We start from the raw sequence: 13917 nt of genomic DNA, 5'->3' as shown, positions 1-13917 counted from the left end.
ATTGACTGGTGCATTCGCACCTGCACGGGATGATTTTTTCTGCACGTTCGCGAACCTCCCCTGTCGTAGTTTCATGCACTTAAACATCGGAGAGCTCATGACACAGGACGTTCTTGCCAAAGAAACCAACCGCCGCCAATTGCAGCAGATCATCTCGGGATTGTCCGATGGCGTGATCCTGGCCGAGGTCGACCAGACCATTCTGTGGGCCAACGAAGCCGCATTGGTCATGCACGGCGTCAGCGATGTGATGGGGCTGGGTAGCGACGGCCTGCAATACGCCGAACGCTTTGCCCTGCGCTATCGAAACAATCACCCGCTGCAGGCGGACAACTACCCCCTCGCCCGCGCCGCCGCAGGCGATGAATTCAGCGACGTGGTGGTCGAAGTCACGTCCACCGCCGACCCGGACAAAACCTGGGTGCACCGCCTGCGCAGCCTGGTGATCGCCGATGCCAAGGGTGAGCCGGAATTGCTGGTGCTGATTCTCAGCGACGCCACCGAGTGGGCCAGCGCCGAGCAGCGCTTCGAAAAAACCTTCAACGCCAACCCGGCGCCCGCCGTGATCTGCCGCCTGAGCGACCTGCGCTACATCAAGGTCAACCAGGGCTTTCTGGAAATGACCGGCTACACCCGCGACCAGGTCATCGGCAAGTCCGTATATGAACTGGACGTGCTGGAGCAGGCCGAGCGCAAGGACCTGGCGATCCAACGCCTGGGGGAAGGCGCGACCATCCCGCAGATGCAGGCCGAACTCAAACTGCCCGAAGGCGGCAGCAAACTGGTAGTCGTCGCCGGGCAGCCGCTGGACATGAACGAGGAAGACTGCATGCTGTTTTCCTTCATGGACCTGGAGCCACGGCGCAAGGCAGAAATCGCCCTGCGCCAGAGCGAGGAACGCTTCGCCAAATCCTTCCGCCTCACGCCCGTGCCGACACTGGTGTGCAACGCCGACAACCGCCAGGTGGTGGACGTCAACGAAGCGTTCATGAACATCACCGGCTACATCAGCGAAGAGCTGATCGGCAAAGCCATAGAAGAGATCGACTTTATCGACAGCGCCTCGGCCGGCGCGCAGTTGTTCGCCACCCTGGAAAAAGTCGGCAACCTCGACGGGCAAGAGTTGAAAGTGCGCAAAAAGGGCAATGAAGTGATCGACTGCGTGGTGTCCGCAGACACCGTGAGTATCGAAAACGTGCCCTGCTACCTGCTGGTATTGATGAACATCACTGAACGCAAACGCTCGGAGCTGGAACTGGTGGCGGCCATCGAAGAGGTCATGCAGGATGCCTCGTGGTTCAGTCAGACCCTGATCGAGAAGCTGGCCAACGCCAAAAGCGTCAACAGTCCCAATCTGCCGAACGTGGCCTTCACCGACCTCACCGCGCGCGAACGCGATGTGCTGGGGCTGATCTGCGAAGGCCTGGCCGACAAGGAAATCGCCTCGCGCCTGAAGCTGGCACCCAACACGGTGCGCAACCACGTGGCCACGGTGTATTCCAAACTGGGGGTACACAGCCGCAGCGCGGCGATCGTCTGGGCCCGTGAGCGCGGGCTGTTTGCCGGAGAATTGCGCCTGAAAAACAAGCCTTAGGCATGCAAATGCACTAGTGCTACTAGTGCGAATTCGCCTTCTGACGCAGGGGCGCGATCAATAACCTTGAAGGGACCGCATTGAATGCCCTGAAGGAAACTGCATGCTCACCGTCTCTCAATTGCGCAATTGCATCGAGGAAGGCCTGTTGCCGTTAACCTGTGAGTTCACCCTGTGCCGGGATGCGTCTCTGACGCTCAAGGTCTACGACGCCGAAACGGGCCGCGTGGACCTGGTCGTCACCGGGATTACCACCAACCGGCTGCACACCCCGGAGGAAGTGGCCAGGATGGTCGAAGAGTTGCGTTACGAACTGCAAAGCAACAACGTGGGCAAGCTCACGCTGGACGATTGGCCCTCACTCACGCCCCGATAAACACCCCCCTCTCCCGACGATAAACCCCCTCATCTGTACGAAGGTAACGCGACCCTGCCGGCCGGTTACCTTGATGCAGAACGCTGCGCGCGATTATTTCTTCGCCGGGGTGATCTCAAGAATGGTGCCGTTGGTGGTCTTGAGCAGCACATACTTGTCGGCTGCCTTTGCCCACTGGTTGTCTTCACCTGGGTTCTTGAGGCCACGTTTTTCCCAGTCTTTTATGGCCGACTCCTTGCGCATAAGGATATCCGGCGCGCGGTCGCCCTCTTTCAAGTCACGGGCATTGATGCTGGAAGGCTGCACGGTTTCCTGGGGGGTATCACCGGCCTGGGCGACAAAGCTGGCGGTGGACAGGCTTGCAGCAACGAGAACACAGGCAACTAGGGATCTGGACTTCATGGGGGTGCTCCTTCAATTAATGACGCGTACCTAGATTCGGACCTCAGCCGCGTGGAATCATTCAGGCCATGTTCTTGCGGCAAGCCCAGCCCTGATACCGTTCAGTTAAACGCAGATTCCCTGTGGCGAGCAGGCTTGTTGTGGCGAGCAGGCTTGTCCTGCGTTGGGGTGCGAAGCGCCCCCAATCCAGCAAAACGCGGTGTACCTGATACGGCTCAGCGCCTGGTTTTGGGGCTGCTGCGCAGCCCAACGCAGGACAAGCCTGCTCGCCACAGGACGGTATTGATCCATGGTACTTGTTGCCGGTATGAAATTTATCCTGTAATTTTTCATGAAATTTATCGACATTAATTTCATGAGCCAACAAGAAGAACTCGCCACCCTCGCCGCCCTGATCCACGACCTGCGCAAACACAAGAAACTCACCCTTGTGCAGCTGGCGCAAAAGATCGAGCGCTCCGTGGGCTTTCTGTCCCAGGTTGAACGCGGCCTGTCACGCCCAACCGTGGCCGACCTCACCGCCATCAGCCATGCCCTCGACGTGCCCACCACCTATTTCTACAGCCTGCCCAAGCCCAAGGCGGTGGACTGGGTCACGCGCCCCAATGAGCGGCGCACGGTGTATTACGCCAATGGCATCACCGACATCCTCGTCTCGCCGAGCATGAACGGCGCCTTCTCCATACTCGACAGCCTGCTGGCGCCCGGCGCCAACAGCGGTGAACAGACCATGAGCGACCGCGCCGAGCAGGCCGGCTTCGTGCTCGAAGGCGAGCTGACGCTGTGGGTGGAGGGCGAGGCCGACAGCGTCACCCTCGGCCCGGGCGACAGTTTCCATCTGGCCAGTTTCGCCCACTGCCGCTACGCCAACCTTACCGATGTGCCTGCCCGCGTGCTGTGGGTGTACAACTAGGAGCAACCCCTGTGAAAACCCCGCCCTGTGCGTTGCTGGCCGAAGTCCGCACGTTTCGCCAGAACCACCCCGATGTGCGCTATGTCGACCTGATCGCCCTGGACATTCCCGGGCATTTCTACGGCAAGCGCTACCCCGTGGAGATGCTCGAAAAAGTCGCTGCCGGCAGCCCCTTGAAGCTGCCGCAGAACGCTGTGCTGCTGGGGGTTCAGGGCGGGCTGTTCAAGATCGGCGATTACTGTTTCAACGACGGCGACCCCGATGCCAATCGCCGCCTCGTGCCGGGCACGCTCAAGCCGGTGAGCTGGGAGTCGCAGCCCCTGGGGCAAATGCTGATCACCTCCGACGGCACCGACGCGCCCATCGAGTTCGAGCCCCGCGAGGTGCTGGCCAGGGTGCTGCAGCGCTTGCAGCACAAGGGCATTCACCCGATGGTGGCGTTCGAGCTGGAGTTTTACCTGTTCGATAAAAAGCTCGCCGACGGCCTCCCGCAATTCCCCCGTGATCCGCTGAGCGATGATGCCGACGACCAGCCCAATCTGCACATCGAGCGGCTGTCGCGCTTCGGCGCCGTGCTCGACGACATGGCGCAAACCGCCAGGGATCAGGGCATCGACAGCACGGTGATCACCGCCGAGTTAGGTCCCGGCCAGTTCGAGATCAATTTCAGCCACTCGGACGACGCCCTGCGCGCCGCCGACTGGGCTGCCCTGTTCTGCCGCAGCACCCGCGGCGTGGCGCTCAAGCATGGCTACCGCGCCAGTTTCATGGCCAAGCCCTACCTGCAATTTCCCGGCAGCGGCATGCATGTGCACATCAGCCTGTACGACGGTGCGGGCAACAACCTGCTGGCGGCGCATCAGCAACAACCACTGCGCCACGCGGTGGCCGGCTGCCTGCAATTGCTGCCCCACTGCATGCCGATCTTCGCCCCCAACCACAACGCCTTGCGCCGTCTGGGCGGCACGGTCAACGCCGCCACCCGCGCCAGTTGGGGCTTCGAAGATCGCGACGCGTGCGTGCGCATCCCCGAGTCCGACCCGCGCAACCTGCGCATCGAACACCGCCTGGCCAGCGCCGACGCCAACCCCTACCTGGTGCTGGCGGCGATCCTGGCCGGACTCGAACACGGGCTTGAAACCCGGCAAGAGCCCATCGCCCCGCTGAACGACGACCGCAGCAGCGGTACCGACTTCCCCGTGGAGATGCTCGATGCCGTCCGCGCCATGCAGCATCACAGGGTCGTGCGCGACACGCTGGGCGCGGAGTTTGTTGACGTGTACTGCGAGAACAAGCGCCAGGATCATCTGGCGTTTCAGCAGGAGATTCATGCGCGGGAATATCGCTGGTTCCTCTGAACCTGGCGTTGTTCTTCAGGGACGAAAATCACCTTTTCAAGCGCTTACAGGCTTGTGGCGAGCGGGCTTGCCCTAACGCCGTTCAATTAAGCGCAAATTCCCTGTGGCGAGCAGGCTTGTCCTGCGTTGGGCTGCGCAGCAGCCCCAAAACCAGGCGCTGAGCCATATGAGGTACACCGCATTTTGCTGGATTGGGGGCGCTTCGCCCCCCAACGCGGGGCAAGCCCGCTCGCCACAAGAAATGTGCTCGCCACAGAGGCTGCAACTGGCTGCACGACAGCGCCAAGCTTCCCGCATTTTTTACCCGGTTTAGTCAGTAGACGCGCCGAGCAACAGCGCTTGCTCCCGTGCGCACAGTTCCACCACGTAATCCCACAACACCCGCAGCCGCACCGATTTATGCAGTTCCCGGCGTGAGCTGATCCAGTAGCTGCGCTGAATGCCTTCCTCCGGCAGCAGCGCGACCAGGTCCGGGTCGTCGGCGGCCATGAAGCAGGGCAGGACGGCGATGCCCAATCCCGAACGCGCCGCCTGATGCTGGGCGATGACACTGGTGCTGTGAAACACCACTTTGGGGGTGCGGCAGAAGCTGCTGAGGAACTTGAGTTCCTGGCTGAACAGCAAGTCGTCGACGTAATCGATCCAGGCATGGGCCGCGAGGTCTTCGCGCTTTTCAATCGGCGGGTGGCGGTCCAGGTAAGCGCGGCTGGCGTAAAGCGCCAGGCGGTAGTCGGTGAGTTTGCGGGTGACCAGTTGGTCGACGCTGGGGCGCTCCAGATGGATGCTGATCTCCGCCTCGCGGTTGAGGATGCTGACGAAGCGCGGCACCGCCACCAGTTCCACTTCCAGGCCTGGATAACGCTCAAACAAGCCGCCCATGCGCCCGGCAAGGAACATCACGCCCAGCCCTTCCGCCACGCCCAGGCGAATCTTGCCCAGGGGCGCGGCGGCATGGGTGAGTTCGTCTTCGGCCAGCAACGCAAGGTTTTCCATGGCTTCGGCGTGCTTGAGCAACGCTTCGCCGGCAGGCGTCAGTTCATAGCCCTGGGCATGCTGCACAAACAATGCGGTGCCGAGGCTCTTCTCAATCGCTTCGATATGCCGGGCCACCGTGGCGTGCGTGGTTTTCAGGCGCTGCGCGGCGGTGAGCAGGCGGCCGCTGCGCTGCAACTCAAGAAAAAACCGCAGGTCGTTCCAGTCGAACATGTCGCCTCCATTGCGTGGCATCGGGCAGCACTGTTTAAAAACGCACAGCAGCTGGGCAAAAACTAACATTTTTAAGACGAAAACTAACAACTAGGATGGAACCAATAAGAAAAACAAGCGAGACCCCAGATGCCTCTTGCAACTGCGCAATACGATTACGTGATGGTCGGTGCCGGCCCCGCAGGCTGTTTGCTGGCCAATCGACTGTCCGCCAACCCAGCGCACCGCGTGCTGCTGCTGGAAGCCGGCGGCCGCGACAACTATCCCTGGATTCACATTCCCGTCGGCTACCTGTTCTGCATCGGTAACCCACGCACCGACTGGTGCTTCAAGACCGAAGCCCAGGCAGGCCTGCAAGGCCGTGCACTGAGTTATCCACGGGGCAAGGTGCTGGGCGGCTGCTCGTCGATCAACGGCATGATCTATATGCGCGGCCAGGCCCGGGACTACGACGGCTGGGCGGCCGCAGGCAATCCCGGCTGGGCCTGGAAGGACGTACTGCCGCTGTTCAAGCATAGCGAAAACCATTTTGCCGGTGGCTCTGAGTTCCACAATGACGGCGGCGAATGGCGCGTCGAGCAACAGCGTTTGCACTGGCCGATCCTCGATGCCTTCCGTGATGCGGCGGCGCAGAGCGGCATCGCACCGGTCAGCGATTTCAACCAGGGCGATAACGAAGGCTGCGGGTATTTCCAGGTCAACCAGAAGGCCGGGGTGCGCTGGAACGCGGCCAAAGCATTTCTCAAACCCGTCCGCCAGCGACCCAACCTCACCGTATTGACCGACGTGGAAGTTGATCGCGTGATACTGGAAAACGGTCGTGCGTCAGCCGTGGTCGGCCGTCAACATGGCCAGCAGATCACCTGGAAAGCGCACAAGGAAATCGTGTTGTGCGCAGGTGCCGTGGGCTCGCCGGGCATCCTGCAGCGCTCGGGCATTGGCCCCTCCAGCGTGCTCAAGCCGTTGGGCATCGAGGTACTGCACGAGCTGCCGGGCGTCGGCGGCAACCTGCAGGACCACCTGCAACTGCGGCTGATCTACAAACTGGAAAACGCCCGCACCCTCAACCAGATCGCCGGCACCGTGTGGGGCAAGATGGGCATGGGCCTTCAATACCTGTATGACCGCAGCGGCCCGCTGTCGATGGCGCCCAGTCAGCTCGGCGCGTTTGCCCGCTCGGGGCCGGAGCAGACCTCGGCCAACCTGGAATACCACGTGCAGCCGCTGTCCCTGGAGCGCTTTGGCGAGCCTTTGCATGGGTTCCCGGCGTTTACCGCATCGGTCTGCGACCTGCGCCCGCAGAGCCGCGGGCGTATCGATATTCGCTCGGCCAACCCGGCGGACGCGCCGCTGATTCAGCCCAACTACCTGAGCCATCCCGAGGACCTGCGCGTGGCCGCCGACGCCATACGTCTGACCCGACGCATCGTCGCCGCACCGGCGCTGAGCCAGTTCAAACCGGTGGAATACCTGCCGGGCGATGCGTTGCAGACCGAAGAACAACTGCACGAAGCCGCCGCCCGTATCGGCACGACGATTTTCCACCCAGTGGGCACCTGCCGCATGGGCAGCGACAAAGACGCCGTGGTCGACGCACAACTGCGGGTGCACGGCGTACCAGGGCTGCGCATTGCCGACGCCTCGATCATGCCGCGCATCACCTCCGGCAACACCTGCTCACCCACGCTGATGATTGCCGAGAAGGCCGCGCAGCTGATCCTTTCACCGCCCACAAGGAGCCTCGCCCCGGAGAAAGAACGGGTTTACGCAATCTGAACAGCGGCGTCGCCTTTGACGCCGACAGTGGAACAACAATAAATAATCACTGTGAGGACTACCCGATGTCAGACCATGCTCAACCGCTCGGCGCCGCACTGCCTGCCAGCGCCGGCAACGACTCCAGAAAAGTCATCTTCGCCTCCTCCCTCGGCACGGTGTTCGAGTGGTATGACTTTTTCCTCTACGGCGCCCTGGCGGCCGTGATCAGCAAGCAGTTCTTTGCCGGGGTCAACGACACCACGGCGTTTATCTTTGCCTTGATGGCGTTCGCGGCGGGCTTTGTGGTACGCCCGTTCGGCGCGTTGGTGTTCGGCCGCCTGGGCGACATGATCGGGCGCAAATACACGTTTCTCGTCACCATTATTCTGATGGGCGTGGCCACGTTCTGCGTCGGGCTGTTACCGACCTACGCCAGCATCGGCATCGCGGCGCCGATCATCCTGATCCTGCTGCGCATGCTGCAAGGCCTGGCACTGGGCGGCGAATACGGCGGCGCCGCAACCTACGTGGCCGAGCACGCACCCGCAGGCAAACGCGGCCTGCACACCAGCTGGATCCAGTCCACCGCCACCCTCGGCCTGCTGCTGTCGCTGCTGGTGGTGCTGGCCTGCCGTTACTTCACCGGCGATCAATTCGAAGTGTGGGGCTGGCGCATTCCGTTCCTGTTCTCCATCGTGCTGCTGGGCATTTCCACCTGGATCCGCATGAGCCTGCATGAGTCGCCAGCGTTTCTGAAGATGAAGGAGGAAGGCAAGGCCAGCAAGGCGCCGATCCGTGAGTCGTTCGGCAAATGGGAAAACCTCAAGGTGGTGCTGATCGCCCTGTTCAGCATCAACGGCGGGCAAGCGGTGACCTTCTACGCGGCGCAGTTCTATGTGCTGTTCTTCCTGACCCAGTTCCTGAAAATGGACCCGGCCCTGGCCAACATGCTGCTTATCATCAGCGTGGTGATCGGTGCACCGTTCTTTATCTTCTTTGGCTGGCTCTCGGACAAGGTCGGGCGCAAACCCGTGCTGATGCTCGGCCTGCTGCTGGCAACCGTGCTGTACTTCCCGATTTTCAAAAGCCTGGCGCACTACACCAACCCGGCGATGGACCAGGCCAGCCGACAGGCGCCGATCACCGTACTGGCCGACCCTGCCACCTGCACCTTCCAGTTCGACCCGGTGGGCAAGGCGCGGTTTGATAGCCCCTGCGACAAGGTCAAGACCTTCCTCGTCAAGCAGGGCCTGCCCTACACCAGCGCCGCCGCACCCGCCGGCAGCCCGGTGCAGGTGAGCGTGGGTGACGTGCGTATCGATGGCTTCGACGAAGCCGCCCTGCGCGGCGCGGTAACCCTGGCCGGCTACCCGAGTTCGGCGGATGTGGCCCAGGTGAACAAGGTGATGGTGGTGGTGCTGATCGTCGCGCTCATCCTGATCGCGGCCATGTGCTACGGCCCGCTGGCGGCGCTGATGGTGGAGCTGTTCCCGACGCGCATCCGCTACACCTCGATGTCCCTGCCGTATCACATCGGTAACGGCTGGTTTGGCGGGTTTCTGCCGACAGTGTCGTTCGCACTGGTGGTCTACACCGGGGATATTTTCTATGGGCTGTGGTACCCGGTGGTGGTGACGGGTGTGAGCCTGATTGTCGGGATGCTCTGCCTCAAGGAAACACGCCACGTGGACATCGATAGTAATTAGGAGCTGCATGGGGCGAGCGGCAAGCGGCAAGCAAGAGCGGATCGGCGTTGTCTGTGCTTGCAGCTTGAAACTTAAAGCTGTACATCCATACAGATAATGGTTGCTCAATTGCTCTCGACTCAGCATCCTGCAAGGCATCAATCCGATCTGATGTGATGACCATGCGGCTGTACCTCTGTGAAAAACCCTCTCAGGCCAAGGATATAGCGGCCGTGCTCGGCGCCAGTCGCCGCGGCGACGGTTGCTGGCTGGGCAACGGGGTTACCGTCACCTGGTGCATCGGCCATTTGCTGGAAACCGCCCCGCCCGACGCTTACGACGCCAAATACAAACGCTGGGTACTGGCCGACCTGCCGATCGTCCCGCAAAAATGGAAAATGCTGGTCAAGCCCAAGACCGCCAGCCAGTTCAAGGCGGTCAAGCGCCTGCTGGGGGAAGCTCAAGAGCTGATCATTGCCACCGACGCCGACCGTGAAGGCGAGATGATTGCGCGTGAGCTGGTGGAGCATTGTCGTTATCGCGGGCCGATCCAGCGGCTATGGCTGTCGGCCCTGGACGACGCCTCCATCCGCAAGGCCCTTGCCGCGCTCAAGCCCGGCGCTGAAACCTTCAGCCTGTACCACTCGGCCCTGGGTCGCTCGCGTGCCGACTGGCTGATCGGCATGAACATGAGCCGCCTGTTTACCTTGCTCGGCCGTCAATCCGGTTACCAGGGCGTATTGCCGGTCGGTCGCGTACAAACCCCGACCCTGCGCCTGGTAGTGGACCGCGACCGCAGCATCGCCGATTTCGTACCGGTGGCTTACTGGGCCATTGATGTCGACCTGCGCCACGACGCCATCACCTTCACGGCTCAGTGGCGCGCCGCTGAAGATGCCTGTGACGACCAGGGCCGCTGCCTCAACCCGCAACTGGCCCGTGATGCCGCCCAAGCCATGACCCAGGCTGCCAGTGCGCGGCTGGTGAAGCTGCGCACCGAGCGCATGCGTGAGGTAGCCCCCCTGCCCTTTGACCTCGGCACCCTGCAGGAAGTCTGCTCGAAGAAGCTCGGCCTGGGCGCCCAGGAAACCCTGGATATCGCCCAATCCCTCTACGAGACGCACAAGGTCATCACCTACCCGCGCAGCGACTGCGGCTACCTGCCGTTGAGCCAGCACAGCGAAGCGCCAAAGATTCTCGCGGCGCTGGGCCGCGCGGATGCCGCAGTGAACGAACTGATGCCCCATATCGACCCCCAGCGCCGCTCGCGGGCCTGGAACGACGCCAAGGTCAGCGCCCACCACGGCATCATTCCCACCGGGGCCGGCAAGGATCTCGGGCAACTCGCCGGCAAGCAGCGAGCGGTGTACACGCTGATTCGTGCGCGCTACCTGGCGCAGTTCCTGCCCAATCATGAATATGATCGCACCCAGGCCGATTTCGACTGCGCCGGCCAGGCGTTGCGCGCGGTGGGCAAGGTGGTGATCGAGCCGGGATGGAAGCGCGCACTGCCCGAAGCACTGGCCCCCGCCAAAGGCCGCGAAGCCCCTGCGCCCCAGGCGTTGCCGACGTTGGCGCAAGGTCGGGACTACGTGGTGGCCAGGGTCAACCTCAAGGACCTGTGGACCCAGCCGCCCAAGCCGTTCACCGAAGGCGACCTGATCAAGGCGATGAAGAACGTCGCCAAACTGGTGCAAGACCCACTGCTCAAGCAAAAACTCAAGGACACCACTGGCATCGGCACCGAAGCCACCCGCGCCGGAATTATCCAGGGCCTGCTGGACCGCGGTTACCTGGTTAAAAATGGCAAGGCGCTGTCGGCCACGCCGGCGGCGTTCAGCCTGATCGACGCGGTGCCCCGCGCCATCGCCGACCCCGGCACCACCGCCATCTGGGAGCAGGCGCTGGACATGGTGCAAAGCGGCGAGATGAGCCTGGAGGAATTCGTCGCCAAACAAGCGGCCTGGATGAGCAAGCAGGTGGCCCGCTGCAACGGCATGCGCATGACCATCACCGGCCCGGCCAGCCCGGCAGGCCGGGGCGCCACGCCCTGGAAAAACAAACGCAAGAGCGCCCCGCGCAAGTCGGGCACCCACGTCAAACGCGCGAAAAAGCCACCCACTGCGGGGTAAAACACAAAAAAATCCGGCGAATGACGTTTTTCGACGGGTTTAACGCCGCTTTGGACCTTGCCCGGTTGCGGGCCGTCTAGGATTCTGTAGGACCCTGACTAAACAACAACGATATCGGAGTGGCCGCCATGAAAACCGTTGCACAACTGCTCAAAGCCAAGGACCAGAAGCATCACGACGTGCATACCATTCAGTGGGACCACACCGTGTTCGAAGCACTGGTACGCATGTCGGAAAAAAACGTCGGGGCCTTGCCGGTCGTCAAGGACGGTGCGGTGGTGGGGATCATCAGCGAACGTGACTACGCACGCAAACTCATCCTCAAGGGCCTGTCCTCGGTGACCACACGGGTCGATCAGGTCATGAGCTCGCCGGTCATCACCGTTGAGCCCCATAAAAGTGTCGATGAGTGCATGAACATCATGACCGACAGTCACCTGCGCCACTTGCCGGTGGTAGAAGATGGCAAGCTGCTGGGCTTGCTGTCCATTGGCGACCTGGTCAAGGAAGCCATTGCCGAACAGACAGACCTGATCAGGCAACTGGAGCAGTACATTCGCGGCGAATAGGGGAACCCATGCTCGACACGCTGGAACATCTTGCCGATCAACTCGACACCCTGCACCGGGCGATGAGCGAACGGCGCTTTCTGGTACTGACCGGCGCAGGCATCAGCACCTCATCGGGCATTCCCGACTATCGCGACAGCGAAGGCGTGCGTCGGGGCAAGGCGCCGATGATGTACCAGGAATTCCTCGCCACACCCCAGGCGCGCCGTCGCTACTGGGCACGGGCGATGCTGGGCTGGCCGAAGGTGCACATCGCGCAGCCCAACGCGGCCCACCTGGCACTGGCCACCCTGCAACACCGCCAGCGCATCAGCGGGCTGATTACGCAAAATGTCGACACCCTGCATGATCAGGCCGGCAGCCAGGATGTGATTGAGCTGCATGGCAGCCTGCATCGTGTGCTGTGCCTGGATTGCCAGCAGCGCAGCCCACGCGATGGAATCCAGCGCCAGATGGAGATCGACAATCCCTACCTCGCCCAGGTACACGCCGTGCAGTTACCGGATGGCGATACAATGCTCGACCCCACATTCGAAGAACGCTTCCAGGTGCCTCGATGCCCCCGTTGCAATGGCGAGCGGCTCAAGCCCGACGTGGTGTTTTTTGGCGAGAATGTGGCACCGGTTACAGCCGCCAGGGCCATGACGGCGGTGGAGCATGCCGATGGGCTGTTGGTGGTGGGGTCGTCGTTGATGGCCTATTCGGCGTTTCGCCTGTGCAAGGCGATGGTTGAACAGGGCAAGCCGGTGATCGCCATCAACCTGGGCAAGACCCGCGGCGATGAGCTGTTGCAGGTGAAGATTGAAGCGTCCTGTGAACATTTACTGCCCTTGCTTGCCGAGCAATTGAGCTAGCAAAAACACCCACCAAAAATGCCCTGTGGCGAGCAGGCATTGTCCCAATGCCGCTCAGTTAAGCGCAGATTCCCTGTGGCGAGCAGGCTTGTCCTGCGTTGGGCTGCGCAGCAGCCCCAAAACCAGGCGCTGAGCCGTATCAGGCACACCGCGTTTTGCTGGATTGGGGGCGCTGCGCACCCCAACGCGGGGCAAGCCCGCTCGCCACAAAATGGGCTTGCCGCAGAGGCGACCCGCCACTCCAAAAGTGACGCCCAGGTCACGTTTTTACGCATTCTCCCGTCGCCAAAGCATTTTATGTAGTGATCAAAAATAATCACTACATAATCGTTGACGCCGCGTTTTTGTCCTTGCATGATCTAGACGTCTCCCGCATCGGGAGCGTTGGTAACACGCGTTTTGAAAGCACTCGTCTGACCGCCGAGCTGTTTTTTCCGGATGTGCACTGCCCACAAGGCAGATTGATGAAGCTGACCTGCCCCGAAAGGGATGGGTACAGGCGCTCAAATGCTGCCTGTCTTCGTTATGAATGCATTGCGTAGCAGTTCATCAGCAAGACTACATGCATCAGTTTCAAGACCCTGCCCGTACTTGGCAGACCGTCACTGACGCCCGGTTTTCGAGCCGGAGACAACTAAGCAGTTTTAACGGAATTAACGGATAGATCACCAACTGGTCAAGGGGCTTACACATGAATCTGAACAACCAACCCACTATCGATGAATTGGCTGAGATGTTCGCCGCGCAAAAAGACACACTCGACGACCATATCCTGTGGGTGGAAAAGTCGGGCGAAGTGAAAATTGATCGTCTGGCGCCTCACTCCGAAGAAGCCGAGTTCGACCGCAACCACCGTGAACTGGCGGCGCGCCTGAAGATGTACCGCCGCGGCCAGGGTTATGTCGGCAAGAAAGCCGCCGCCGATCGCAACTTTATCGAACAGGTATTCGACACGATCAACAATGCCTGGCGCTCTTTCAAAGACAGCTCGCAAGTTAAAGTCATTGATCGTTACTACTAACCAAGTGCAACTTCAGGGCGCCGGTTTGCCTGCTCCCTGAAGTTATTGT

General features: G+C 61.4%; 13 protein-coding genes. 10 read left to right on the top strand and 3 right to left on the bottom strand.

The window, feature by feature from the left end; genetic code table 11:
- Positions 1-97: 97 nt before the first annotated feature.
- Entirely contained in the window at positions 98-1594 is a 1497-nt protein-coding gene (locus tag TU75_RS20100; RefSeq protein WP_060549874.1) for a helix-turn-helix transcriptional regulator, read from the top strand.
- A gap of 103 nt (positions 1595-1697) precedes the next feature.
- Positions 1698-1970, top strand: a complete 273-nt coding sequence (locus TU75_RS20095) for a DUF1652 domain-containing protein (protein WP_003232802.1) — start codon at positions 1698-1700, stop codon at positions 1968-1970.
- A 93-nt stretch (positions 1971-2063) separates the two neighbouring features.
- Here TU75_RS20095 and TU75_RS20090 read toward each other — a convergent pair whose 3' ends face one another.
- Together TU75_RS20090 and TU75_RS27435 are read right to left on the bottom strand one after the other, a co-directional pair.
- Complete coding sequence (locus TU75_RS20090; protein ID WP_003232805.1) at positions 2064-2372, bottom strand: RcnB family protein; 309 nt, start codon at positions 2370-2372, stop codon at positions 2064-2066.
- Positions 2373-2433: 61 nt separating this feature from the next.
- The gene (locus TU75_RS27435; protein ID WP_156422788.1) at positions 2434-2739 is read right to left on the bottom strand and encodes a hypothetical protein; all 306 of its coding nucleotides are present in this window, start codon (positions 2737-2739) and stop codon (positions 2434-2436) included.
- Between TU75_RS27435 and TU75_RS20085 the strand changes: the two genes are divergently transcribed.
- Positions 2728-3285 carry a helix-turn-helix domain-containing protein gene (locus TU75_RS20085; RefSeq protein ID WP_060549899.1) on the top strand — a complete coding sequence of 186 codons (558 nt, stop codon included), beginning with the start codon at positions 2728-2730 and terminating at the stop codon, positions 3283-3285. The two genes, TU75_RS27435 and TU75_RS20085, sit on opposite strands and share 12 nt — an antisense overlap.
- An 11-nt stretch (positions 3286-3296) precedes the next feature.
- The gene (locus TU75_RS20080) at positions 3297-4643 is read left to right on the top strand and encodes a glutamine synthetase family protein (RefSeq protein ID WP_060549873.1); all 1347 of its coding nucleotides are present in this window, start codon (positions 3297-3299) and stop codon (positions 4641-4643) included.
- 309 nt (positions 4644-4952) lie between these two features.
- Here the strand turns inward: TU75_RS20080 and TU75_RS20075 are convergent, their stop codons facing one another.
- Complete coding sequence (locus tag TU75_RS20075; RefSeq protein WP_060549872.1) at positions 4953-5849, bottom strand: LysR family transcriptional regulator; 897 nt, start codon at positions 5847-5849, stop codon at positions 4953-4955.
- A gap of 129 nt (positions 5850-5978) precedes the next feature.
- On the opposite strand from TU75_RS20075, the gene TU75_RS20070 reads away from it, so the two are divergent.
- The 6 genes from TU75_RS20070 (at position 5979) to TU75_RS20045 (ending at position 13868) form a co-directional block, all read left to right on the top strand.
- Positions 5979-7625 (top strand): GMC family oxidoreductase, encoded by a 1647-nt coding sequence (locus tag TU75_RS20070; protein ID WP_060549871.1) that lies wholly within the window; start codon positions 5979-5981, stop codon positions 7623-7625.
- Positions 7626-7690: 65 nt separating this feature from the next.
- Positions 7691-9313, top strand: coding sequence for an MFS transporter (locus TU75_RS20065; RefSeq protein ID WP_060549870.1), 1623 nt, complete (start codon positions 7691-7693; stop codon positions 9311-9313).
- A 161-nt stretch (positions 9314-9474) separates the two neighbouring features.
- Positions 9475-11424 (top strand): DNA topoisomerase III, encoded by a 1950-nt coding sequence (locus TU75_RS20060; protein ID WP_060549898.1) that lies wholly within the window; start codon positions 9475-9477, stop codon positions 11422-11424.
- Positions 11425-11552: 128 nt separating this feature from the next.
- Complete coding sequence (locus TU75_RS20055; RefSeq protein ID WP_003232819.1) at positions 11553-11993, top strand: CBS domain-containing protein; 441 nt, start codon at positions 11553-11555, stop codon at positions 11991-11993.
- Positions 11994-12001: 8 nt separating this feature from the next.
- Entirely contained in the window at positions 12002-12847 is an 846-nt protein-coding gene (locus TU75_RS20050) for an NAD-dependent protein deacetylase (RefSeq protein ID WP_015371763.1), read from the top strand.
- 691 nt (positions 12848-13538) lie between these two features.
- A complete protein-coding gene (locus TU75_RS20045) occupies positions 13539-13868 on the top strand; it encodes a hypothetical protein (protein WP_003232823.1) in 330 nt (109 codons plus the stop codon).
- The last annotated feature ends 49 nt before the right edge of the window (positions 13869-13917 follow it).

Origin of the sequence: Pseudomonas poae, assembly GCF_001439785.1 — a bacterium.
In the GTDB taxonomy this organism is placed as follows: Bacteria; Pseudomonadota; Gammaproteobacteria; order Pseudomonadales; family Pseudomonadaceae; genus Aquipseudomonas; species Aquipseudomonas poae.
The sequence above is the reverse complement of the archived record's forward strand: the minus strand, read 5'-3'. Positions and strand labels throughout refer to the sequence as shown.